Genomic DNA, 24315 nt, shown 5'->3' with positions numbered 1-24315 from the left:
TCCTATAAAGTAAAACTAACTCACCTTACAGTTAGTTAAACAGATTAAAATAGTATAAGGAATGTTACTTTATCCTCCTATTTTAGAACGCAATGAAATCCCTAAATCAATTATACCTAAGATTGTCACAAGAGGAAACAGCATCGGAATAAACATGCAGACAATAAAACTAATAATAGGAATCCCTTTCGTAAAACCTTTTCTATGCGCTAGAAAAGCGATAAATGTCAGACCTTGCAGTACTAGTAGTAAAGTAAATATGACATATAGGTTAGAAAATACCATATGTAAATATGATGTCGGTTCTACTTTTATAAAAGTTGATAGCAAAATAAATATAACGTAATACCAAACAATGCTCTTTGGTAACTGTATATCTTTAAATTTAGGCCAAGGTATAACATCATGCTTTAGTTTTTTCAAAACACTACCTGATATCATAACTGTAATCCAAGAAAAACATACCGAGACCATTACAAGTATACTCGGAAATATCATTTGTAATATATCATTCATTTGCGCAAGTAACTCTTTTTGTTCCTTACTAACTGGCATACCAGCAGCACTTGCTATCTTTTCACTTTGCGCCATACTTTCATTAAACATATTTTGCATTTGCTTCATTAAATCTATGTTAAAAAACTTTATACTTGCAACATAAATGAGCATAATACCAATTAAGTACGCAAGCGTCCCCGCCATCAAAATTTCTACCGGCTTTTTTCGTTTTTTATACATATATCCTAAAACGATACCTATCAATCCAAACATAGTTGTCTTTACTAGGTTCATCGGTTGACTGACAATAACAGTAATAAAAAGTGCCGCCGTAAAAATTACAAAGGCGTTAGATAATCTATATCTTATCGTCAGCAATATAAATGGCAATGGCAACGCAAACGTTACAACTGTACCTAAAATCGGAACATACATAGATATAAGCAATAACATTGCATATATCGCTAACAGTGCTGCACCCTCAGTAATAAATTTCGTATTTTTCATCATCTAACCTCTCTTTCAAAAAAAGAAAAGCATAGCAAAATGCACAGTAGAGTCCGACTCTACTGTGCATTTCATACGCTATTATTCACCAACATATGGTAAAAGTGCCATTTGACGAGCACGTTTAATTGCAACTGTAAGTTTGCGTTGGTATTTTGCGCTTGTTCCTGTTACACGACGAGGTAAAATTTTACCACGCTCAGAAACGAAACGTTTTAATAAATCAACATCTTTATAGTCAATGCGAGTGATGCCGTTAGATGTGAAGAAACACACCTTACGACGTTTCGCACGTCCACCTTTGCGTCCTGCCATGTCTATTCCCTCCATTCTTTGTTAAAACTAACTAATTTACTGTATTAGAACGGTAAATCGTCGTCGGAAATGTCGATCGGTTGACCTACATTTGAAAATGGATCGTCATTCTTCGTAAATCCAGAGTTTCCTTGGTTGCCTTGGTTACCTGAATTACTAGATTGACCAAATGGATTAGAGCTTTGGTTACCGAAACCAGCTCCTGATGGTTGCTGATTAAATGAACCACGTTGCTCCCCACCGCCATTACGCGGCTCTAAAAATTGTACGCTTTCCGCAAGAACTTCTGTTACATATACACGTTTGCCATCTTGTCCATCGTAATTACGAGTTTGAAGACGTCCATCTACGCCTGCTAAGCTACCTTTTTTCAAATAATTTGCTACGTTTTCTGCTTGTTTACGCCATATTACACAATTAATAAAGTCAGCTTCACGCTCACCTTGTTGATTCGCAAATGCGCGATTCACAGCTAACGTAAAAGTAGCTACTGCAACACCATTGGGCGTGTAACGTAAGTCAGGGTCCTTAGTTAAACGACCAACGAGGATAACACGATTCATCAATCGAACCACTCTCCCTTATATATCAATTATTTTTCTTCTTCTTTAACAACGATATGACGAAGGATGTCTTCGTTGATCTTAGCTAAACGGTCGAATTCGTTAATCGCTTCTGCGTTAGAGTTCACGTTTAAGATCATGTAGAAACCTTCACGTAAGTCGTTGATTTCGTAAGCTAAACGACGCTTACCCCACTCTTTCGTGTTAATGATTTCTGCACCATTGTTTGTTAAAACACCTGCAAAACGTTCAACTAAAGCTTTTTGAGCTTCTTCTTCAACGCCAGGACGAATGATGTACATAATTTCGTACTTTCTCATTACACTTTCACCTCCTTTTGGTCTAAACGGCCCATAATGGGCAAGGAGCAATTAATTTATAGTAATTACTCACGAGTTTAGATTATATCATAGTAAGTTAGATGAATCAACTCACCCATGCATAAAAAACTTGGCAAACACATAATATATTTGCCAAGCTCATATCTTTATTTTTCCTAGGAAATATTAAATTAAACGTTGAAGCGGAAGTGCATAACGTCTCCGTCTTTTACGATATACTCTTTTCCTTCTAAACGAACTTTACCAGCTTCTTTTGCAGCTGTCATAGAACCGTTTGTCATTAAATCTTCGTAAGAAACTGTTTCCGCACGAATAAATCCACGCTCAAAGTCTGTATGAATTACGCCAGCACATTGTGGTGCTTTCATACCTTGTTTAAACGTCCATGCACGTACTTCTTGCACACCTGCTGTGAAGTACGTAGCAAGTCCTAATAAATCATACGCAGCACGAATTAATTGATCTAAACCAGATTCTTCAATACCTAGTTCTTCAAGGAATACTTTTTTCTCTTCCTCGTCTAGCTCAGCGATTTCTTCTTCGATTTTTGCACATACAACGATTACTTGAGAATTTTCATTTGCAGCAAATTCTTTTACCATTTGTACGTATTTGTTTTCAGAAGGATCGATAATATCATCTTCACTTACGTTTGCTACATATAGCATTTCTTTCGTTGTAAGTAAATGAAGGCCTTTAACAATCTTCATTTGCTCTTCAGTGAATTCAACAGTACGAGCTGGTTTGCCCTCTTCAAAAGCTTCTTTTAAGCGAACTAAAATTTCATGCTCATATACTGCTTCTTTATCTTTTTGTCTTGCTAATTTCGCAACACGTTCGATACGTTTATCAACAGATTCTAGATCCGCTAAGATTAGCTCTAAGTTGATTGTTTCAATGTCATCGATCGGATCTACTTTCCCTGAAACGTGTGTAATATTTTCGTCTTCAAAACAACGAACAACTTGGCAAATTGCATCTACTTGGCGAATGTGAGATAAGAATTTATTTCCTAAACCTTCACCTTTACTAGCACCTTTTACGATACCCGCGATATCAGTAAACTCAAATACAGTCGGAACAGTTTTTTTCGGTTCTACTAATTCCGTTAATTTATTTAAACGCTCATCTGGTACTTCTACAATTCCTACGTTTGGATCAATTGTACAGAATGGATAGTTTGCAGATTCTGCTCCTGCTTGTGTAATTGCATTAAATAAAGTGGACTTCCCTACGTTAGGTAATCCAACAATCCCAGCCGTTAATCCCATATTTTTCACTCCTATGTCTTAATCTTTCATCATTATAGATAGTAACGAAAAAAATGACAAGTTTCCTCCAAACGAAAAAAGTAACAGCTACCCACTGCAACTGTTACTTACTCTCTATTCTTCATGCTTCACAAGTATTTTTTTCACCTTACGATCAAATTCTCTTCGAGGAATCATTACTGAATGGTCACATCCCTCGCACTTAATGCGGATATCCATTCCCATACGAATAATCTTCCAGCGATTCTCACCACATGGGTGGGCTTTCTTCATTTCCACAACATCGTACAAGTTATACTGCTTTTGCTCCATTCTCCAAACCCCTCTCCATACTAAATTGCTTTTCCACTCACCAATTCTTCACGATTATATAAAACCATACGTGGATATGGAATTTCAATTCCATGTAAATCTAGACGATTTTTAATTTCTTTACGAAGGGCTCTTGCAACAACCGCATGTTGCATCGGCTCTACTTCCGCAATAACACGTAATATAACTTCTGATGCAGCCAATGTTTGCACACCTAATAACTGAGGCCTTGCTACCATTTGCGTATACTGTGCAGGTAATTCTTCTAATAAATCTTCAATGACTTGCTCCGCTTTCGCTATGTCAGCCTCATACGAAATGGATACATCAACAAATGCTACACTATTACTAACTGAATAGTTCGTAACTTGAATGATACTTCCGTTTGGTAAAGTATGAATTTCGCCTGTCCAACTCTTTACTTTTGTTGTACGAAGTCCAATTTCTAGAACGACACCTTCAAACTGACCAATCTTCACATAGTCACCTACCGAAAATTGATCTTCTAGCAAGATAAATAACCCCGTAATGACATCTTTCACTAAACTTTGAGCACCAAATCCGACCGCTAAACCAATTACCCCAGCACCCGCCAATAGACCAGATGCATTAATATTAAACACACCTAAAATTGCAATTAACATAATGAACATAACAACGTATGCCACAATATTTTCAAGTAACTTCGCTACTGTAACGGTACGACGTTCTGAAATTTGAATTGGCGAACGGCTTCCCATACGAAACGCATTTCGCACAATTGCACGCGCAACTCGTACAACAACCGCACCAATTATTAAAATAATACATATTTTCAATGTCGCTGTTCCAATATCAGCCCAACGATCAGCATTTAATAAATACTGTTTCGTGGCATTAAACCACTTTGTTAATAAATCCATGTACCTCTACCTCTCCAGCCAAAATTTCTTTTTAGTTATCCTTCTTATTGTATCAGAAGTCTCCTAATTGCTGAAAAAATTTTATGACTTTAATTATATTTGTTAACTTCCATACAGGTATAAAATGGAACGAATATATATATACTAGTACTATTATTTCCGTTTTCACTCAAGTTTTACAAGAAGTACGCACTTATAGTTTTCCATTTTACTCACCATATAACATATTTTGAAAATTTATTAAAAGGATGGATGCTTCATGAATATTGGAAGTTTTCGCTTACCCTTTTTCGAAAAAGAAACTCAAAATGTTATGCACCAAGACGTAGAAGCCTCCGAGACCATTAGTAACTTCTTACTTTCCCATATCCCTATTAAAACAAATATACCGATTATTCTCGTTTGTATTGGAACAGATCGTTCTACAGGCGATGCACTTGGTCCGTTAGTCGGTACGAAACTAGAACAAGTAGGAATTAAAAACCTCCAAGTGTTTGGCACACTAGATGAGCCGGTACATGCGCTAAATTTAGAAGAAAAAATTCAGAATATACAGAAAAATAATCCTACTTCGTTTATAATTGCGGTTGATGCCTGTTTAGGAAAGTCTCAAAGTATCGGTTCCATCACTACCGGAATGGGGCCTAGTAAACCTGGAGCTGCGATGAACAAAAAGTTACCTGCAGTTGGTGATTTACATATTCATGGCATCGTAAATCTAAATGGTTTTATGGAGTTTTTCGTCCTGCAAAATACAAGATTAAGTTTAGTCATGAAAATGGCTGATGTAATTGCACAAAGTATAAAAGAAACAGACCAAAAATTATCTGTATTAAAAAAAGCAAACCATCTATAAATAATAAGATGGTTTGCTTTTTAGTTTTTCTTTGCTAATAATTCTAAAATACGATTTAAATCTTCTTTATTAAAAAATTCAATTTCGATTTTACCTTTTTCTTTTTTCGTTTCTTTAATCTTCACATCTGTGCCAAACTTTTCTCTTAAGAACGTTTCGCGCTCTACAAAAAATATATTTCTCTCTTTTTTCACTTGTTTTGTTTCACGTGAAACGCGTTGATTAATCTCCTGAACAATTTTCTCTAATTGACGAACATTTAATCCTTCTTTTTCGATTCGTTTTAATAAAGATTTTAATTGTTCTTCATCTTTTATCGTAAGCAAAGTTCTCCCATGAGCCATTGAAAGTTGCCCATTTGCAATCATATCTTGCACAAAAGAAGGGAGGCTTAATAACCGTGTATAGTTTGCAATGTAAGGTCTGCTCTTGCCAAGACGTTTTGCTAATTGTTCTTGCGTTATATTTAGCTCATTCATTAACATTTGATATGCCATTGCTTCTTCCATTGGATTTAAATCTTCTCGTTGTAAGTTTTCAAGCAATGCAAACTCCATCATTTGCTGCTCATTTAATTGTCTTACAACAGCAGGTACCTTTTCGAGCCCCGCCTCTTTGGCAGCACGATATCTTCTTTCACCTGCAACGATTTCATATCCTTTAATACTCTTCCTAGCAATTAATGGTTGCAGTATGCCATGCTCTTTAATAGAAGCCGACAATTCTTGAATCGCCTCTTTATTAAAGTGTTTACGTGGTTGATATGGATTCGGTCTTAATTCAGTTATCGCAATCTCCTGAATTGTTTCTTCTTCTTTCACATCTAAATCAGGAAAAAACACATTGATTCCTCTTCCTAATCCTTTAGCCACCTGCAATCACTTCCTCTGCTAAATCTATATATACTTCTGCCCCTCTTGATTTAGCGTCATACTGCATAATTGGTTTCCCATGACTTGGTGCCTCACTTAAACGAACATTACGAGGAATAATCGAGCGGTATACTTTATCCCTAAAGTATTTTTTCACTTCATCTATAACCTGAATCCCTAAATTCGTACGGGCATCCAACATTGTTAGCAATACACCTTGAATTGCTAGATTTTTATTTAAGTGCTTTTGCACAAGTCGAACTGTATTTAATAGCTGACTTAATCCTTCTAGTGCGTAATACTCGCATTGAACAGGAATAATAACAGAATCTGCTGCGGTTAATGCATTAATCGTTAATAACCCTAAGGACGGGGGACAGTCGATAATAATATAGTCATATTCATCACGAACTGGCTGTAATGCCCTTTGTAAACGTACTTCCCGGGAAATAGTCGGTACCAATTCAATTTCAGCACCTGCCAATTGAATTGTAGCGGGTAGAACATCTAAATTTTCAGTTGCGGTCTTACGTATAACCCCTTGAACATCTGCATCTTCCACAAGAACATTGTAAATACATTGATCTAATTCGGATTTTTCAATTCCCACACCAGTCGTTGCATTTCCTTGAGCGTCAATATCTACAAGAAGGACCTTTTTACCTACTTGTGCCAATCCAGCCCCTAAATTAACAGATGTGGTTGTTTTCCCAACGCCACCTTTTTGATTGGCAATAGCAATGATTTTTCCCATGATGTCACCTACTTTCAACCTTTCTATCTTATTCTAGTAACAATTACGTTTATTGTAACATGAAATAAAAGTTTTTCTTTTACGTCCTTATTAAACTTCAAAATTTATTTGTAAACTCCTTCTTCATCTAACAAGAAAATATAGTAAAAGAGACCTATCCAATAGGATAAGGTCTCTTACACGCCATTATTATTTTTTCTTCGGAATCTGAATTGTAATTTGATAGTACTCATCAAATTCTTCTTCCTCAGAATTAACATTTAAACCACTGTCAGCAACCATTTGTAATGACTGCCTAATTGTATTCATGGCAATTCTCGTATCTCGACTTACTGCTTTTTGCTTTGCCTTACGCTTCGGTTTTGCTTCCTCTAGTAATTTCGCAATTCGTTCCTCTGTTTGCTTTACATTCAGCTGTTTCTCCACAATTTCCTGTAAAACCTTCAGTTGTAATTCCTCATTTTTTAAAGGAATGAGCGCGCGAGCATGTCTTTCTGTAATGCTTTTTTCTAATAACGCACTTTTTATTTCTTCAGGCAACTTTAACAATCGCAACTTATTTGCGATTGTGGATTGTCCTTTTCCAAGTCGTTGTGCCAATGCTTCTTGTGTTAAATTATGTAACTCAATTAGCTTTTGATATGCCACAGCTTCCTCGATTGCCGTTAGTTCCTCACGTTGCAAGTTTTCAATTAAAGCTACAGAAGCTGTCTCTGTATCATTTAAGTTTTTTATAATTGCAGGAACCTTTTCCCACCCTAACTTTGTTGCCGCACGGAAACGTCTTTCCCCAGCAATAATCTCGTACTTATCATCCTCATATTGCCTCACAACAATTGGCTGAATAAGTCCATGTGTACGAATCGTTAATGCTAGCTCCTCAATACGCGCATCATCAAAAACTGTTCGTGGTTGATAACGGTTAGGGGTAATATTTACTATCGGAATTTCTTGTATTTCTTCATATACCTTTTTATCTATTTCTTCATGGCTTTCGTCTTGTAATTCGAATTCGCTCTCTTTATCTCCAAAGCCAAATAAACGAGAAAACGTATTTTTCATACATATTCCACCACCTTTTAGGCCTATTGACTATTCTCCATAAAATGTTTCCTATGAAACATTTACGTTTTCATTTATATAATTTAATCTTACGTCTAATAAGATTTATTTTTCAATAGGTAATTTATTGGGTGTTCCCGGTTTGCGTGGATATTTCTTTGGTGTCTTGCGCTTTTTCTCGATTAATAAAATATTACGTTCACTTTCTTCAAACGGTAATTGGAACGTAGACATTTCTTTTAGATCCCCGCCTAGCACCTCTAAAGCATACTTGCCATTTTCAATTTCTTCGTTTGCTGCAGCACCTTTCATTGCAATGAATGTTCCTCCAACTTTTACAAGTGGTAAACATAGCTCGCTTAATACCGAAAGACGTGCAACTGCACGTGCCATTACAATATCGTACGATTCACGTACACCTTCTTTTTTCCCAAATGTTTCAGCACGATCATGACAAAACGCAACGTCACTTAATTCCAACTTTTGCGCTAAATGATTTAAGAAATTAATGCGCTTTTGCAATGAGTCTACAATTGTCACTTTTAAGTGCGGGAAACAGATTTTTAAAGGAATACTTGGGAATCCAGCTCCTGCGCCAACATCACAAATTGAGAATGGTTTTGAAAAATCATAATAAAAAGCAGCTGTAACGGAATCAAAAAAGTGTTTTAAATATACTTCTTCTTTCTCCGTAATCGCCGTTAAATTCATTTTTTCATTCCACTCTACTAATGTTTCGAAGTAGATTTCGAACTGCTCTAACTGTCTAGAAGAGAGGGTGATCCCCTTCTCTTCTAGCATAGATTGAAATTGTTCTATGTTCATCTAGCAATATCTCCTTACTATTTATTGGTTCGATACTCGCGCAATTTTTCCTTGTTCAATATACACAAGTAAAATGGAAACATCCGCTGGGTTTACGCCAGAAATACGTGAAGCCTGCCCCATTGAAAGTGGACGAACATCTTTCAATTTCTGTCTAGCTTCTGAGGCAATGCTAGAAATCGCATCATAATCGATATCCACAGGGATTTTTTTGTTTTCCATTTTCTTCATACGCTCTACTTGCTGTAAAGATTTTTCAATATATCCTTCGTACTTAATCTGAATTTCAACTTGTTCTGTCACTTCATCACTTAATTCTACTTCACTTGGTACTAAAAGATGAATGTGCTCATAAGTCATCTCTGGACGACGTAATAAGTCACTTGCACGTATTCCATCTTTCAATTCACTTCCGCCAATGCTACGAATTAATTCTTGAACTTCAGGACGTGGCTTAATAATGATGCTGCTTAAACGTTCCTTTTCCTGTTCAATTTGTAATTTTTTATTTGTAAATCGCTCATAGCGCTCTTCTTTAATTAATCCAATTTCACGACCAACTTCAGTTAAACGAAGATCAGCATTATCATGGCGTAATAATAGGCGATATTCTGCACGAGACGTTAATAAACGATATGGTTCATTTGTACCTTTCGTTACAAGATCATCAATTAAGACACCAATATAAGCATCCTCGCGACCTAAAATAACTTCTTTTTTTCCTAAAGAACGACATGCTGCGTTAATTCCAGCCATAAGCCCTTGTCCTGCTGCCTCTTCATAACCAGAAGTTCCGTTAATCTGTCCTGCTGTATATAAATTTTTAATTTTTTTCGTTTCAAGTGTTGGCCATAGTTGTGTTGGCACCATCGCATCATATTCAATCGCATAACCTGTACGCATCATTTCAACGTTTTCTAGACCAGGGATTGTTCTAAGCATATCACGCTGCACATCTTCTGGTAAGCTTGTAGATAAACCTTGTACATATACTTCTTGTGTATTACGTCCCTCTGGCTCTAAGAAAATTTGATGACGTGGTTTATCATTAAACCTTACTACCTTGTCTTCAATTGAAGGACAATATCTAGGTCCTGTTCCCTTAATCATACCAGAATACATAGCTGAGCGATGTAGGTTTTCATCTATTAAACGATGTGTTTCCGTACTTGTATACGTTAACCAACATGGAATTTGATCCATGATAAATTTTGTCGTTTCAAAAGAGAAAGCTCTTGGTTTATCATCACCTGGCTGAATTTCTGTTTTACTGTAATCAATTGTATTACTATTTACACGCGGAGGTGTACCTGTTTTAAATCTAACAAGATCAAATCCAAGCTCCTCTAAATGTTCAGATAAAGTAATAGATGGTTGTTGATTATTCGGACCGCTCGAATATTTTAAATCCCCCATAATAATCTCACCACGTAAAAATGTTCCAGTCGTAATTACTACTGTCTTTGCTGTATATTCAGCACCAGATTGCGTAATTACCCCTTTACATTCGCCATCTTCAACGATTAAACGCTCTACCATTCCTTGGAACAACGTTAGATTTGGTGTTTCTTCAATTGTTTTCTTTAATTCATGCTGGTAAGAGAACTTATCTGCTTGTGCTCGAAGTGCACGTACAGCTGGTCCTTTACCCGTATTTAACATACGCATTTGAATATGTGTTTTATCAATGTTGCGTCCCATTTCTCCGCCTAATGCATCAATTTCACGAACAACAATCCCTTTTGCTGGTCCACCAACAGAAGGGTTACATGGCATAAACGCTACCATATCTAAATTAATTGTTAACATTAATGTGTTGGAGCCCATTCGTGCTGCCGCAAGACCAGCTTCACATCCTGCATGACCTGCACCGATTACTATGACATCGTATGAACCGGCATTGTATCCCATTGTTTATTCCTCCTAATAATCTCTATCTTTCTAAAACGTCACTATATTATTTTCCTAAACAAAATTGAGAGAACAGCTGGTCAATTAGGCTTTCATGGACGGTATCACCAGTAATTTCACCAAGTATTTCCCACGTTCTTGTTAAATCAATTTGTACCATATCAATTGGAACACCATTTTCTATCGCCTCAATCGCATCTCCAATTGTTTTTCCTGCTTGTGTTAATAATCCAATATGTCTTGCATTCGAAACATATGTCACATCTGCAGAATCGATTGCTCCTTCAAAGAATAAATCAGCTATTGCCTTTTCAAGCTCATCTATTCCTTGTTCCTCAATTAACGATGTTGTAATAACACGATTTCCAGCTGCCAATTCTGTAACACGTTCCATATCGATTGTTTGCGGTAAATCAGTCTTATTTACAATAACAATGAAATCTTTTCCTTGTACGGCACGGAATAGATCTTCATCCTCATTCGTTAAAGCCTCGCTATAATTCACGACAACTAACACTAAATCAGCTTGGCTCATCATTTCTTTTGAACGCTCTACACCAATTCTTTCAACAACATCTTCTGTTTCACGAATTCCGGCTGTATCTATAAGTTTAAGTGGTACACCACGCACATTAACGTACTCTTCAATAACATCACGAGTTGTTCCTGCAATATCAGTTACAATTGCCTTTTTCTCCTGAACGAGACTATTTAATAGCGATGACTTCCCAACGTTAGGTCTACCGATGATCGCAGTAGCAATACCTTCACGTAAAATTTTTCCTTGCTTCGATGTTTCTAATATTTTTGCAATTTCGGCACGAACATGTGTAGCTTTCTCAATTAAAATATTATGTGTCATTTCTTCCACATCATCATATTCCGGGTAATCTATGTTTACCTCAACATGAGCTAACGTTTCTAATATGTCCTGACGCAGACGGCCGATCAATTTGGATAATCGTCCTTCCATTTGATTAATCGCTACGTTCATTGCACGATCTGTTTTTGCACGGATTAAGTCCATAACGGCTTCTGCTTGTGATAAATCAATACGGCCATTTAAAAAAGCACGTTTCGTAAATTCACCAGGCTCCGCTAATCGTACTCCTTGCGCTAAAATAAGCTGCAACACTTTATTTACTGAAACAAGTCCACCGTGACAGTTAATTTCTACTATATTTTCACGTGTAAAAGTCCTTGGTGCACGCAGAATAGACACCATCACTTCTTCAATAACCTGATTTGTATCTAAATCAACAATATGACCATAATGAATTGTGTGAGAAGGAACCTCTGTTAAATCCTTCCCTTTAAAAATACGATTAACTTTTTCAACCGCATCATCCCCACTTACTCGAACAATGGCAATTGCACCCTCTCCAAGCGCTGTGGAAATCGCGGCAATTGTATCAAATTCCATGTCCTTTCACCTCACTTGCTTATTTATCTCTATTTCAACATGATTATTTTCTTCACTAAATTATTAGAATACCATAACGAACCTATCTACAAAAGAATAATAACTCATTTTATTATGTCCTCATGTAAAAAACACTAAACTTATTCACAGTGGATAAGTTTAGTGTTTTTTAGTTATCCACACTTATTTTTCGCTCAAAAAAACCGGCACTCAATTGAGTAACCGGTCACTTGGAAGATATTACAACATGTCGATGTGGTTCTTTTCCTTCAGAAGTTGTAATGATATTTTGATGATTAGATAATGCTTGATGGATAATCTTTCGTTCAAAAGATGGCATAGGCTCCAACACAACCCTTTTTTTCGTACTTACTACTTGTTTTGCCAATCGATAAGAAAGGGCTTCTAATGTACCTTTTCTTTTACTACGATAATTTTCAGCATCTAGTGTGATGCCAATATACTGCTTCGTATTACGATTCGCCACAAGTTTTGTTAAATACTGTAAAGAATTCAAGGTGTTTCCTCTTTTTCCAATCAAAACACCTATATTTTCGCCAGAAATTGTAAATTCAACTTCGCGTCCTTTTACAATTTTACTAATCTCAGCTTCCACACCCATATCGCGAATCACATTTTTTAAATATTCTTCACATTCTTGAATCGGATCTTTCTTCAATACAACTTCTACTACTGCAGGTCGATTCCCAAATAAACCTAGGAACCCTCTTTTACCTTCATCGATAATATTTATATCTACTCGGTCTTTTGAAACATTTAATTGTCTTAAAGCATCTTGTACTGCCAGCTCGACTGTTTGTCCTTTAGCAGTAATTACACTCACTTGCTTGATCCTCCTGCCTTACTAGCCTTAATTTCTGGCCCCTTGATCAAGTACATTTGAGCGATACCAAAGATATTACCAACAACCCAGTAAAGTGATAATGCAGCTGGGAAGTTAATTGCAAAGACTAAAATCATAATTGGCATAAGCCAAATCATCATTGCCATTTGCGGATTTTGACCAGCTGTTCCTGCCATTGCAAGCTTTTGCTGAATAAATGTCGTAATTGCCGCAACAACCGGTAAGATATAGAACGGGTCTGCCTGTCCTAAGTCGAACCATAAGAATGTATGCTTACTAATTTCTGCTGTTCTCATGATCGCATGGTAAAACGCGAATAAAATAGGCATCTGAACAAAGATTGGTAAACATCCTGCTAATGGGTTTACACCATTTTTTTGATATAACTGCATCATTTCTTGCTGTAGTTTTTGCTGTGTTGCTTGATCTTTAGAACTATATTTCTCTTTTAACTTCACCATTTCTGGTTGTAACGCCTGCATTGCTTTCGTACTCTTCGTTTGTTTAATCATTAATGGTAATAATGCAAAACGAATGATAAGCGTTGTAACAACGATTGCTAAACCGTAATTACTACCAAATAAGTTGGCAAAATACGTAATTAACTGAGAAAGCGGATATACGAAATATTCATTCCAAATTCCAGTACTTTTCGGCGTAATCGGCTGATTCACTTCACTACAGCCAGTAGCAATTGCCATTAATGCAATAACCATGGCTAGTAAACCTATTTTCTTTTTCAAAGCCTGCTCCTCCTTGTTTCGGTATGTATATAGTGTAATTCATTTCCTTACGCTACTTTTTTATTGTTTTCATACCAGAGCGTTTAAAGACATGAATTAAGCTTTTCTTTAATTCTTCATATGTCATCTCTGCACAAGGCTTCCTTGCTATTATAACAAAATCTTTTCCAGAATCTATCTCATCTTTTAATTCTGTGATTGACTGGCGAATCATACGTTTAATTCGGTTACGCACTACTGCATTCCCTATTTTTTTGCTGACAGAAAGACCAATACGAAAATTTGGCTGCTCTGCCTTATCTAGTTGATAGACAACAAGCTGACGATTCGCATTCGATTTTCCTTTTTGAAAAACCGTCTGGAATTCATCATTCTTTTTTATACGATGTGTTTTCTTCATATCAATTGACACTCCTGTAGTTCATCAGTGGAAATTCACTATTATTAGAAAAAAAGACCACTGAACGATCAGTGGTCTACGCAGATAATACTTTTCTTCCTTTACGACGACGAGCTGCTAGCACTTTACGTCCGTTCGCTGTGCTCATACGGCTGCGGAAACCATGTACTTTGCTGCGCTTACGTTTATTTGGTTGGTAAGTTCTTTTCATTATATGACACCTCCCTGAGGAATATCTGTTAAAGACAGTCCTATAAATTATAGTTAATCAACTAGGAAAATGTCAATGGTTCTCGAAATTTTCATCAAATATTCATTTTGAACCTATTCACATACTTTTTCACAGACCCTATATTTCCTTGTGGATAAATGTTTTTTCTTGTTTTTTATATCCACAAACCTTTTTCAAACTTTTACACAGTATATCGTGTTGTGGACAAGTTTATTCCACAAGGTATTGATTTTGTGGATAACTTTCTGAAATTCATTGCTATAGCTACTTTTTTTTGATATTATAGTTGTGTTTTCACTTTGAATAAGTTTTCCACATCTTTATCTTATCCACAATTTGTGTATAACATGTGGACAGTTTTAATCACATGTGGGTAAATAATTATCCACATTTGCTTTTTTTGTCGAAAACCCTATCTCATATACAAACGACGTTTTTAGGTTTTAAAATACGTTTCGTATAAATATACATTTTATATTTATTTAGGTTGTACATTTGTTGCGCAACCTTATTCTTTTACCATCTTAGTAAAGGAGGGACACCTTTGGAAAACATCTCTGATTTATGGAACAGTGCCTTAAAAGAACTAGAAAAAAAGGTCAGTAAGCCAAGTTATGAAACATGGTTAAAGTCAACAACCGCGCATAATTTAAAGAAAGACGTATTAACAATTACGGCTCCAAATGAATTCGCTCGTGATTGGTTAGAATCTCATTATTCAGAGCTAATTTCGGAAACACTTTACGATTTAACGGGGGCAAAATTAGCTATTCGCTTTATTATTCCCCAAAGTCAAGCTGAAGAGGAGATTGATCTTCCTTCTTCTAAACCAAATTCAGCACAAGATGATTCTAATCATTTACCACAGAGCATGCTAAATCCAAAATATACGTTTGATACATTTGTTATTGGTTCTGGTAACCGTTTTGCTCACGCTGCTTCATTGGCCGTAGCTGAAGCGCCAGCTAAAGCATATAATCCCCTCTTTATTTACGGGGGAGTTGGACTCGGAAAGACCCATTTAATGCATGCAATTGGTCATTATGTAATTGAACATAACCCAAACGCGAAGGTTGTATATTTATCATCAGAAAAATTTACAAATGAATTTATTAATTCTATTCGTGATAATAAAGCGGTCGATTTTCGTAATAAATACCGTAATGTAGATGTTTTATTGATAGATGATATTCAATTTCTAGCAGGAAAAGAACAAACTCAAGAAGAGTTTTTCCATACATTCAATGCATTACACGAAGAAAGTAAACAAATTGTAATTTCAAGTGATCGGCCACCAAAAGAAATTCCAACTTTAGAAGACCGTCTTCGTTCTCGCTTTGAATGGGGACTCATTACGGATATTACGCCACCAGATTTAGAAACACGAATTGCAATTTTACGTAAAAAAGCAAAGGCTGAAGGACTCGATATACCAAATGAGGTTATGCTTTATATTGCAAATCAAATTGATTCAAATATTCGTGAACTAGAAGGTGCACTTATCCGAGTTGTAGCCTATTCATCTTTAATTAACAAAGATATTAATGCTGATTTAGCTGCTGAAGCACTTAAAGATATTATTCCAAATTCTAAACCAAAAATCATCTCCATTTATGATATTCAAAAGGCTGTTGGGGATGTTTATCAAATAAAATTGGAAGATTTCAAGGCGAAAAAGCGAACAAAATCAGTTGCTTTCCCTCGCCAAATTGCAATGTATTTATCACGCGAACTTACAGACTCCTCCTTACCTAAAATAGGTGAAGAATTTGGTGGACGTGATCATACAACAGTTATCCATGCACATGAAAAAATTTCTAAGCTGCTTAAAACGGATACGCAATTACAAAAGCAAGTTGAAGAAATTAACGATATTTTAAAGTAGTAGCTGAATAGTGTGAATAACTTACCTTATTTTACGCACAGTCTATCCACATGTAGATAGACTGTTTTTACATCCTTTAACGGGGTTATCCACATATCCACAGTCCCTATTACTATTACTACTATTTTTTATCTTTATTAATTAAATAAAATCTTATACTTACCGGAGGTTTTTCTTTATGCGTTTTACAATACAAAAAGACTATCTTGTAAGAAGTGTACAAGATGTAATGAAGGCTGTTTCTTCTCGTACAACAATTCCGATCCTTACAGGAATTAAAATTGTCGCTACGGAAGAAGGCGTTACGTTAACAGGAAGCGATGCTGATATTTCAATTGAATCCTTTATACCAGTTGAAGACGATGGAAAAGAAATCGTAGAAGTAGCGCAATCAGGAAGTATTATTTTACAAGCAAAATATTTTAGTGAGATTGTAAAAAAATTACCTAAAGAGACTGTCGAAATTTCTGTGGAAAATCATTTTATGACAAAAATAACTTCTGGAAAATCAGAGTTTAATTTAAATGGTTTAGATTCAGCTGAATATCCATTGTTACCACAAATTGAAGAACATCATGTTTTTAAGATTCCAACAGATTTACTGAAACATATGATCAGACAAACGGTATTTGCAGTTTCCACTTCTGAAACAAGACCGATCTTGACAGGTGTAAACTGGAAAGTATATAACAGCGAACTAACTTGTATTGCTACAGATAGTCACAGGTTAGCTCTTCGAAAAGCAAAAATCGAAGGAATCGCAGATGAATTTCAAGCGAATGTTGTTATTCCAGGTAAAAGCTTAAATGAATTAAGCAAAATTCTAGATGAGTCTGAAGAAATGGTAGATATCGTTATTACGGAGTATCAAGTATTATTCCGTACAAAGCATTTATTATTCTTCTCAAGATTGTTAGAAGGGAATTATCCTGATACAACTCGCTTAATTCCAGCCGAAAGTAAAACAGACATTTTTGTAAATACAAAAGAATTTTTACAAGCAATTGATCGTGCATCTCTATTAGCAAGGGATGGTCGTAATAATGTTGTAAAATTATCAACTTTAGAACAGGAAATGCTAGAGATTTCTTCGAATTCACCAGAAATCGGGAAGGTAGTAGAAGAAGTTCAATGTGAAAAAGTAGATGGGGAAGAGTTAAAAATATCTTTTAGTGCAAAATATATGATGGATGCACTGAAAGCTTTAGATAGTACTGAAATTAAAATTAGCTTTACTGGCGCAATGAGACCATTCTTAATTCGCACAGTAAATGATGAGTCCATTATTCAATTAATTTTACCGGTTCGTACTTACTAAGTAAGAAGTAAGGGTTGCTAGTTTTCAGATACTAGTAGCCCTTATTTGATTTTTGGGTATTACTTTCCTAATGTTAGTTTATTTAGTACAATGAAAGAATGAACACTTTCAGAAAGTGAGCGATTTTATGAAACGTATTAAAATTTCAACAGAGTATATTACACTAGGACAATTTTTAAAGTTAGCCGATGTAATTGATACAGGTGGCGCTGTAAAATGGTTTTTACAAGAATATGAAGTGTACGTGAATCAAGAACTTGAAAATAGAAGAGGTCGCAAATTATATGCGAACGATATTATTGAAATTCCAGGAAGCGGAAGTTTCCAAGTTCAGGCATAAAGGGGGAGCCCTTTGTTTATTTCAGAAATACAGTTAAAAAACTATCGCAATTATGAAAAGTTAGAGCTTTCCTTTGAAGATAAAGTGAATGTGATTATCGGTGAAAACGCGCAAGGGAAAACGAATTTGATGGAAGCTATTTACGTTTTAGCGATGGCGAAATCTCATAGAACCTCTAATGATCGCGAGCTTATCCGTTGGGATGAAGATTTCGGTCAAATTAAAGGGAAATTACAAAAGAGAAATAGTTCTTTGTCTTTAGAATTAAATATTTCGAAAAAAGGTAAAAAGGCAAAATTAAATCAACTTGAACAACAAAAATTGAGTCAATATATTGGCATGATGAACGTTGTCATGTTTGCCCCAGAAGATTTAAATCTTGTAAAAGGAAGCCCTCAAGTAAGAAGACGCTTTTTAGATATGGAATTAGGTCAAATAGCTCCAGTCTATTTGTATGAGTTGAGTCAATATCAAAAGGTGCTCACGCAACGAAATCACTTGCTGAAAAAGATGCAAGGGAGTAGCAAGAATGAGGAAACGATGTTGGATGTATTTACACTTCAACTTATTGAGCATGGTGCAAAAATATTGCAAAAACGGTTTGAATTTTTGCATTTACTACAAGAATGGGCAGCTCCAATTCATCGCGGTATAAGCCGTGGATTAGAAGAATTAGAAATTGTCTATAAACCAAGTGTAGATGTATCAGAATCAATGGATTTGTCGAAAATAAAAGAAGTATACTATGAAAATTTTCAATCTGTGAAACAACGTGAGATTTTCCGTGGTACGACTTTAATTGGTCCTCATCGTGATGATTTACAATTCTTCGTTAATAGTAAAAATGTTCAGGTCTTTGGTTCGCAAGGACAACAACGAACGACCGCACTGTCCCTAAAATTAGCTGAAATTGAATTGATTTACTCAGAAGTTAAGGAATATCCAATTCTTTTATTGGATGATGTATTATCAGAATTAGATGATTATCGTCAATCGCATCTGTTAAATACAATTCAAGGAAAAGTGCAAACATTTGTGACAACGACGAGTGTCGACGGAATTGAACACGAAACATTAAAAGAAGCGAAAACAATTCATGTAACGAACGGCACGGTAGATTGTGAAATAGATAGGGCGTAATCCCTATTTAAATGGAAAAGTAGGTGATCTTTGTGTCAATGGAACAAAAGCAAATGGAAGAAAACTCATATGATGAAAGTCAGATACAGGTACTTGAAGGATTAGAAGCGGTTCGAAAGCGACCTGGTATGTACATTGGATCTACAAGTGGAAAAGGACTTCACCATCTTGTGTGGGAAATCGTCGATAACAGTATTGATGAAGCACTTGCAGGATATTGTGATGAAATTAACGTTAGTATCGAAGAAGATAACAGTATTCGTGTAACGGATAATGGACGCGGTATTCCAGTTGGTATACAAGAAAAAATGGGACGTCCTGCTGTAGAAGTTATAATGACTGTTCTCCATGCTGGTGGTAAGTTTGGCGGTGGCGGTTATAAAGTTTCTGGTGGTTTGCATGGTGTTGGGGCATCTGTAGTAAATGCTCTATCAACAGAACTAGAGGTATTTGTACATCGTGAAGGGAAAATCCATTATCAAAAATACGAACGAGGTATTCCGGTTGCGGATTTAAAAGTCATTGGTGACACAGATCAAACAGGAACGATAACTCGATTTAAACCAGATCCAGAAATTTTTCAGGAAACAATAGTATACGAATTTGATACGCTAGCAACTCGTATGCGTGAATTAGCATTTTTAAATCGTAATATTAAATTAACAATTGAAGATAAACGTGAACAGAAACAGAAGAAAGAATTCCATTATGAAGGTGGAATTAAATCATATGTTGAACATTTAAATCGTTCGAAACAGCCAATTCATGAAGAGCCTGTATATGTAGAAGGGTCAAAAGATGGTATTCAGGTTGAAGTTGCGCTTCAATATAACGAAGGATATACAAATCACATTTACTCATTTACAAATAATATTCATACGTATGAAGGTGGTACACATGAGGTAGGATTTAAAACAGCCTTAACTCGTGTGATCAACGATTATGGTCGTAAAAATAATATTTTAAAAGATGCTGATAGTAATTTAACTGGTGAAGATGTTCGTGAAGGTTTAACAGCAATTGTGTCAATTAAACATCCAAATCCGCAATTCGAAGGACAAACAAAGACGAAGCTTGGAAATAGTGAAGCAAGAACAATTACAGAGTCAGTATTCTCAGAGGCATTTGAAAAGTTCTTACTGGAAAATCCCAATGTTGCACGTAAAATTATAGATAAAGGGACGATGGCAGCGCGTGCGCGTGTAGCAGCTAAAAAGGCTCGTGAGTTAACTCGCCGAAAGAGTGCTTTAGAAGTTTCAAGTTTACCAGGGAAACTGGCAGATTGTTCTTCTAAAGATCCAGCAATTAGTGAAATTTATATCGTAGAGGGTGACTCTGCGGGTGGGTCTGCGAAACAAGGGCGCGATCGTCATTTCCAAGCAATTTTACCGTTAAAGGGTAAAATTATTAACGTTGAAAAGGCACGCTTAGATAAGATTTTATCAAATGATGAAGTTCGTACAATTATTACAGCGATCGGTACAAATATCGGCGGAGACTTCGATATTGAAAAAGCACGCTATCATAAAGTTATTATTATGACCGATGCCGATGTTGATGGTGCGCATATTCGTACCCTATTATTAACGTTCTTTTATCGTTATATGCGTCAAATAATTGAGTGTGGTTATATCTATATTGCGCAGCCGCCGTTGTTTAAAGTACAACAAGGTAAAAAAATTCAATATGCTTACAACGATAAGGAACTTGAAAAAATATTAGCAGAATTACCAGCTCAACCTAAGCCAGGGATTCAGCGTTATAAAGGTCTAGGGGAAATGAATCCAACCCAGTTATGGGAGACGACAATGGACCCAGAAGTACGTTCATTACTTCAAGTTTCTCTTCAAGATGCAATTGAAGCGGATGAAACATTTGAAATTTTAATGGGAGATAAAGTAGAGCCGCGTCGTAACTTTATCCAAGAAAATGCAAAATACGTGAAAAACCTTGATATTTAAATGGATAATGACAGGAATCTAAGTATTCCTGTCTTCTACATATAAATCAATGTATGTGTAACGGAAATGTAAGAGGAGGTGCTCGTTGATGTCAGACAATCAACAACAAGCACGAATTCGAGAAATTAATATTAGTCATGAAATGCGTACCTCGTTTTTAGATTACGCAATGAGTGTTATCGTATCTCGTGCATTACCAGATGTTCGTGATGGATTAAAACCTGTGCATCGTAGGGTTTTATATGCGATGAATGATTTAGGAATTACAGCTGATAAAGCGTATAAGAAATCAGCGCGTATTGTCGGTGAAGTAATCGGTAAGTATCACCCTCACGGTGACTCAGCTGTTTACGAGACGATGGTACGTATGGCGCAAGATTTTAGTCAGCGTTATATGCTTGTTGATGGACATGGTAACTTTGGTTCTGTTGATGGCGATTCAGCAGCAGCAATGCGTTATACAGAAGCAAGAATGTCTAAGATTTCTATGGAATTAATACGTGATATTTCAAAAAATACGATTGATTATCAAGATAACTATGATGGTTCTGAAAGAGAGCCAATTGTATTGCCAGCGCGTTTTCCTAATTTATTAGTGAATGGTACGACGGGAATTGCGGTTGGTATGGCAACAAATATTCCACCGCATCAACTTGGTGAAGTAATTGATGGTGTATTGGCACTAAGTCATAATCCTGACATTACGATTGCGGAATTAATGGAGTTTATTCCAGGACCTGATTTTCCAACAGCAGGTTTAATCCTGGGACGAAGTGGAATTCGAAGAGCGTATGAAACAGGTAGAGGCTCTATTATGCTTCGAGCTAAAGTTGAAATTGAAGAGAAGTCAAATGGTAAACAATCTATTCTTGTAACTGAACTACCTTATCAAGTTAATAAGGCACGATTAATTGAAAAAATCGCAGAATTAGTTCGTGATAAGAAAATTGAAGGTATTACAGATTTACGTGATGAGTCAGATCGAAACGGTATGCGTATTGTTATGGAAGTACGCCGTGATGCTAATGCCAATGTACTATTAAATAATCTATATAAACATACAGCACTTCAAACAAGTTTCGGTATTAATATGTTGTCTCTTGTAAATGGAGAGCCACAAGTATTGAATTTAAAACAAAATTTATATCATTACTTGGAGCATCAGAAGGTAGTAATTCGTCGACGTACTGCTTATGAATTAGAAAAAGCAGAGGCGCGTGCTCATATTTTAGAAGGATTACGAATCGCTCTAGATCATCTTGATGAAGTTATTACGTTAATTCGTAGTTCGAAAACAGCAGATATTGCAAAGCAAGGCTTAATGGAACGTTTCGGTTTAAGTGAGAAACAAGCGCAAGCAATTTTAGATATGCGTCTGCAACGTTTAACAGGATTAGAACGTGAAAAAATCGAGCAAGAATATCAAGACTTAATGAAGTTAATCGCTGAATTAAAAGCAATTTTAGCAGATGAAGAGAAAGTTCTTGAGATTATCCGTGAAGAATTAACAGAAGTAAAAGAGCGCTTCAATGATAAGAGACGAACAGAAATTACAATTGGCGGCATGGAATTTATTGAAGATGAAGATTTGATTCCAGAGCAAAACATCGCTATTACGTTAACTCATAATGGTTATATTAAGAGGTTGCCAGCTTCTACGTACAAAACACAGAACCGTGGTGGACGTGGTGTACAAGGAATGGGAACAAATGATGATGATTTCGTAGAACATCTATTAACTACTTCTACGCATGATCACATTTTATTCTTTACTAATAAAGGGAAAGTATACCGTACGAAAGGATATGAAATTCCAGAGTATAGTCGTACAGCAAAAGGTATACCGATTATTAACTTATTAGGTGTAGATAAGGGTGAATGGATTAACGCCATTATTCCAATTCGTGAATTTGGTGACGATGAATTCTTATTCTTCACAACAAAACAAGGTATTTCTAAGAGAACGCCACTTTCATCATTTGCTAATATACGTACGAATGGTTTAATTGCAATATCTCTTCGTGAAGAGGATGAAGTAATATCTGTACGTTTAACATCTGGTGATAAGGATATTATTGTAGGAACAAGCAACGGTATGCTAATTCGCTTTAACGAGCAAGATGTGCGTTCTATGGGACGTAATGCGGCTGGTGTAAAAGCAATTACATTAGGTGAAGAAGATCAAGTTGTAGGCATGGAAATCGTTGAAGAGGATGTAAATGTTCTAATTGTAACTAAAAATGGTTATGGAAAACGTACACCAATCGATGAATACCGTCTACAAAGCCGTGGTGGTAAAGGTCTGAAGACTTGTAATATTACAGATAAAAACGGTAAGTTAGTAGCTGTTAAATCTGTAACAGGTGAAGAAGACATCATGTTAATTACGGCAGCGGGTGTTATTATTCGTATGCCGGTTGATCAAATCTCTCAAATGGGACGTAATACACAAGGTGTTCGTCTAATTCGTTTAGAGGATGAGCAAGAGGTAGCGACGGTAGCAAAAGCGCAAAAAGATGAAGAAGAGGAATCGAATGAAGAGGTTTCTTCTGAAGAATAAGAGGCGGGATTTTCCCCCCTCTTATTTTTTTATAATAATACTTGCATAGCAATAGAAAACTCTATATAATAGGCAGAGTCAGCAAATGAGGGATACAAATTATCTTGAAAAACTTGTTGACGAAAATAATATACTATGATATATTATAAAAGTCGCTGAAACGCGATGTTGAACTTTGAAAACTAAACGAAACAAACAACGTGAAACGTCAATTTTTATTTTTAGATGCTAGACAAACTAACTTTATTGGAGAGTTTGATCCTGGCTCAGGATGAACGCTGGCGGCGTGCCTAATACATGCAAGTCGAGCGAATGGATTGAGAGCTTGCTCTCAAGAAGTTAGCGGCGGACGGGTGAGTAACACGTGGGTAACCTGCCCATAAGACTGGGATAACTCCGGGAAACCGGGGCTAATACCGGATAACATTTTGAACTGCATGGTTCGAAATTGAAAGGCGG

The 24315-nt window shown here is 36.1% G+C and carries 24 protein-coding genes and 1 rRNA gene; 8 read left to right on the top strand and 17 right to left on the bottom strand.

Annotation, left to right across the window (positions count from 1 at the left end):
* Positions 1–69: 69 nt before the first annotated feature.
* The 7 genes from PDL00_RS20755 to PDL00_RS20725 all read right to left on the bottom strand — a co-directional run bounded on the left by PDL00_RS20755 (position 70) and on the right by PDL00_RS20725 (position 4709).
* Complete coding sequence (locus PDL00_RS20755) at positions 70–1005, bottom strand: YybS family protein (RefSeq protein ID WP_270730943.1); 936 nt, start codon at positions 1003–1005, stop codon at positions 70–72.
* Positions 1006–1086: 81 nt separating this feature from the next.
* Positions 1087–1320 (bottom strand): 30S ribosomal protein S18, encoded by a 234-nt coding sequence (gene rpsR, locus PDL00_RS20750; RefSeq protein WP_000918874.1) that lies wholly within the window; start codon positions 1318–1320, stop codon positions 1087–1089.
* 44 nt (positions 1321–1364) lie between these two features.
* The gene (gene ssb, locus PDL00_RS20745; RefSeq protein WP_000981963.1) at positions 1365–1886 is read right to left on the bottom strand and encodes a single-stranded DNA-binding protein; all 522 of its coding nucleotides are present in this window, start codon (positions 1884–1886) and stop codon (positions 1365–1367) included.
* A gap of 26 nt (positions 1887–1912) precedes the next feature.
* Complete coding sequence (gene rpsF, locus PDL00_RS20740; RefSeq protein ID WP_001233781.1) at positions 1913–2203, bottom strand: 30S ribosomal protein S6; 291 nt, start codon at positions 2201–2203, stop codon at positions 1913–1915.
* 191 nt (positions 2204–2394) lie between these two features.
* Positions 2395–3495, bottom strand: coding sequence for a redox-regulated ATPase YchF (gene ychF / locus PDL00_RS20735; protein ID WP_000524656.1), 1101 nt, complete (start codon positions 3493–3495; stop codon positions 2395–2397).
* Positions 3496–3609: 114 nt separating this feature from the next.
* Positions 3610–3807 carry a DUF951 domain-containing protein gene (locus PDL00_RS20730; RefSeq protein WP_000436051.1) on the bottom strand — a complete coding sequence of 66 codons (198 nt, stop codon included), beginning with the start codon at positions 3805–3807 and terminating at the stop codon, positions 3610–3612.
* A 20-nt stretch (positions 3808–3827) separates the two neighbouring features.
* On the bottom strand, positions 3828–4709 hold the full coding sequence (locus tag PDL00_RS20725) for a mechanosensitive ion channel family protein (RefSeq protein WP_242253526.1): 882 nt from the start codon (positions 4707–4709) through the stop codon (positions 3828–3830).
* 259 nt (positions 4710–4968) lie between these two features.
* Here PDL00_RS20725 and yyaC point away from each other — a divergent pair, with 259 nt between their 5' ends.
* Entirely contained in the window at positions 4969–5565 is a 597-nt protein-coding gene (yyaC, locus tag PDL00_RS20720) for a spore protease YyaC (RefSeq protein ID WP_242253524.1), read from the top strand.
* A 20-nt stretch (positions 5566–5585) separates the two neighbouring features.
* On the opposite strand, the gene spo0J is transcribed toward yyaC, so the two are convergent.
* The 10 genes from spo0J to rpmH form a co-directional block, all read right to left on the bottom strand.
* On the bottom strand, positions 5586–6437 hold the full coding sequence (spo0J, locus tag PDL00_RS20715; RefSeq protein WP_242253510.1) for a stage 0 sporulation protein Spo0J: 852 nt from the start codon (positions 6435–6437) through the stop codon (positions 5586–5588).
* Complete coding sequence (soj, locus tag PDL00_RS20710; protein ID WP_000516117.1) at positions 6430–7191, bottom strand: sporulation initiation inhibitor protein Soj; 762 nt, start codon at positions 7189–7191, stop codon at positions 6430–6432. Before soj ends, spo0J begins: the two co-directional genes overlap by 8 nt.
* Positions 7192–7380: 189 nt before the next feature.
* A complete protein-coding gene (gene noc, locus PDL00_RS20705; protein ID WP_000799027.1) occupies positions 7381–8253 on the bottom strand; it encodes a nucleoid occlusion protein in 873 nt (290 codons plus the stop codon).
* A 105-nt stretch (positions 8254–8358) separates the two neighbouring features.
* The gene (rsmG, locus tag PDL00_RS20700; RefSeq protein WP_242253508.1) at positions 8359–9078 is read right to left on the bottom strand and encodes a 16S rRNA (guanine(527)-N(7))-methyltransferase RsmG; all 720 of its coding nucleotides are present in this window, start codon (positions 9076–9078) and stop codon (positions 8359–8361) included.
* Positions 9079–9099: 21 nt separating this feature from the next.
* Positions 9100–10989, bottom strand: coding sequence for a tRNA uridine-5-carboxymethylaminomethyl(34) synthesis enzyme MnmG (mnmG, locus tag PDL00_RS20695; RefSeq protein WP_097817173.1), 1890 nt, complete (start codon positions 10987–10989; stop codon positions 9100–9102).
* A gap of 46 nt (positions 10990–11035) precedes the next feature.
* On the bottom strand, positions 11036–12412 hold the full coding sequence (mnmE, locus tag PDL00_RS20690) for a tRNA uridine-5-carboxymethylaminomethyl(34) synthesis GTPase MnmE (RefSeq protein ID WP_000393765.1): 1377 nt from the start codon (positions 12410–12412) through the stop codon (positions 11036–11038).
* A 226-nt stretch (positions 12413–12638) separates the two neighbouring features.
* On the bottom strand, positions 12639–13256 hold the full coding sequence (jag, locus tag PDL00_RS20685; RefSeq protein ID WP_073519041.1) for an RNA-binding cell elongation regulator Jag/EloR: 618 nt from the start codon (positions 13254–13256) through the stop codon (positions 12639–12641).
* A complete protein-coding gene (gene spoIIIJ / locus PDL00_RS20680; RefSeq protein ID WP_061679591.1) occupies positions 13253–14020 on the bottom strand; it encodes a YidC family membrane integrase SpoIIIJ in 768 nt (255 codons plus the stop codon). Before spoIIIJ ends, jag begins: the two co-directional genes overlap by 4 nt.
* Positions 14021–14072: 52 nt before the next feature.
* On the bottom strand, positions 14073–14420 hold the full coding sequence (rnpA, locus tag PDL00_RS20675; RefSeq protein ID WP_270730939.1) for a ribonuclease P protein component: 348 nt from the start codon (positions 14418–14420) through the stop codon (positions 14073–14075).
* A gap of 76 nt (positions 14421–14496) precedes the next feature.
* The gene (rpmH, locus tag PDL00_RS20670; protein ID WP_000831901.1) at positions 14497–14631 is read right to left on the bottom strand and encodes a 50S ribosomal protein L34; all 135 of its coding nucleotides are present in this window, start codon (positions 14629–14631) and stop codon (positions 14497–14499) included.
* 565 nt (positions 14632–15196) lie between these two features.
* On the opposite strand from rpmH, the gene dnaA reads away from it, so the two are divergent.
* From dnaA to PDL00_RS20635, 7 genes are all read left to right on the top strand, one after another.
* Positions 15197–16537 carry a chromosomal replication initiator protein DnaA gene (dnaA, locus tag PDL00_RS20665; RefSeq protein ID WP_270730938.1) on the top strand — a complete coding sequence of 447 codons (1341 nt, stop codon included), beginning with the start codon at positions 15197–15199 and terminating at the stop codon, positions 16535–16537.
* Positions 16538–16715: 178 nt separating this feature from the next.
* On the top strand, positions 16716–17855 hold the full coding sequence (dnaN, locus tag PDL00_RS20660) for a DNA polymerase III subunit beta (protein WP_001212888.1): 1140 nt from the start codon (positions 16716–16718) through the stop codon (positions 17853–17855).
* A gap of 127 nt (positions 17856–17982) precedes the next feature.
* Positions 17983–18195, top strand: a complete 213-nt coding sequence (gene yaaA, locus PDL00_RS20655; protein WP_000821366.1) for a S4 domain-containing protein YaaA — start codon at positions 17983–17985, stop codon at positions 18193–18195.
* Positions 18196–18207: 12 nt separating this feature from the next.
* A complete protein-coding gene (recF, locus tag PDL00_RS20650) occupies positions 18208–19335 on the top strand; it encodes a DNA replication/repair protein RecF (protein ID WP_242253497.1) in 1128 nt (375 codons plus the stop codon).
* A gap of 38 nt (positions 19336–19373) precedes the next feature.
* Positions 19374–21296 carry a DNA topoisomerase (ATP-hydrolyzing) subunit B gene (gene gyrB / locus PDL00_RS20645; protein WP_242253494.1) on the top strand — a complete coding sequence of 641 codons (1923 nt, stop codon included), beginning with the start codon at positions 19374–19376 and terminating at the stop codon, positions 21294–21296.
* An 88-nt stretch (positions 21297–21384) separates the two neighbouring features.
* Positions 21385–23856 (top strand): DNA gyrase subunit A, encoded by a 2472-nt coding sequence (gene gyrA, locus PDL00_RS20640; RefSeq protein ID WP_242253492.1) that lies wholly within the window; start codon positions 21385–21387, stop codon positions 23854–23856.
* Between the two features lie 243 nt (positions 23857–24099).
* A 16S ribosomal RNA gene (locus PDL00_RS20635) occupies positions 24100–24315 on the top strand; the annotation flags it as partial.

This window comes from Bacillus cereus group sp. TH152-1LC, from assembly GCF_027710505.1.
In the GTDB taxonomy this organism is placed as follows: domain Bacteria; phylum Bacillota; class Bacilli; order Bacillales; family Bacillaceae_G; genus Bacillus_A; species Bacillus_A mobilis.
This window is presented reverse-complemented; position numbering and strand designations above follow the sequence as displayed.

Coding starts and splice junctions, on each gene's coding strand:
- PDL00_RS20755 (WP_270730943.1), bottom strand. CDS start 1,005: ATGAAAAATACGAAATTTATTACTGAGGGTGCAGCACTGTTAGCGATA.
- rpsR (WP_000918874.1), bottom strand. CDS start 1,320: ATGGCAGGACGCAAAGGTGGACGTGCGAAACGTCGTAAGGTGTGTTTC.
- rpsF (WP_001233781.1), bottom strand. CDS start 2,203: ATGAGAAAGTACGAAATTATGTACATCATTCGTCCTGGCGTTGAAGAA.
- ychF (WP_000524656.1), bottom strand. CDS start 3,495: ATGGGATTAACGGCTGGGATTGTTGGATTACCTAACGTAGGGAAGTCC.
- PDL00_RS20730 (WP_000436051.1), bottom strand. CDS start 3,807: ATGGAGCAAAAGCAGTATAACTTGTACGATGTTGTGGAAATGAAGAAA.
- PDL00_RS20725 (WP_242253526.1), bottom strand. CDS start 4,709: ATGGATTTATTAACAAAGTGGTTTAATGCCACGAAACAGTATTTATTA.
- yyaC (WP_242253524.1), top strand. CDS start 4,969: ATGAATATTGGAAGTTTTCGCTTACCCTTTTTCGAAAAAGAAACTCAA.
- soj (WP_000516117.1), bottom strand. CDS start 7,191: ATGGGAAAAATCATTGCTATTGCCAATCAAAAAGGTGGCGTTGGGAAA.
- noc (WP_000799027.1), bottom strand. CDS start 8,253: ATGAAAAATACGTTTTCTCGTTTATTTGGCTTTGGAGATAAAGAGAGC.
- rsmG (WP_242253508.1), bottom strand. CDS start 9,078: ATGAACATAGAACAATTTCAATCTATGCTAGAAGAGAAGGGGATCACC.
- mnmG (WP_097817173.1), bottom strand. CDS start 10,989: ATGGGATACAATGCCGGTTCATACGATGTCATAGTAATCGGTGCAGGT.
- mnmE (WP_000393765.1), bottom strand. CDS start 12,412: ATGGAATTTGATACAATTGCCGCGATTTCCACAGCGCTTGGAGAGGGT.
- rnpA (WP_270730939.1), bottom strand. CDS start 14,420: ATGAAGAAAACACATCGTATAAAAAAGAATGATGAATTCCAGACGGTT.
- rpmH (WP_000831901.1), bottom strand. CDS start 14,631: ATGAAAAGAACTTACCAACCAAATAAACGTAAGCGCAGCAAAGTACAT.
- dnaN (WP_001212888.1), top strand. CDS start 16,716: ATGCGTTTTACAATACAAAAAGACTATCTTGTAAGAAGTGTACAAGAT.
- yaaA (WP_000821366.1), top strand. CDS start 17,983: ATGAAACGTATTAAAATTTCAACAGAGTATATTACACTAGGACAATTT.
- gyrB (WP_242253494.1), top strand. CDS start 19,374: ATGGAACAAAAGCAAATGGAAGAAAACTCATATGATGAAAGTCAGATA.
- gyrA (WP_242253492.1), top strand. CDS start 21,385: ATGTCAGACAATCAACAACAAGCACGAATTCGAGAAATTAATATTAGT.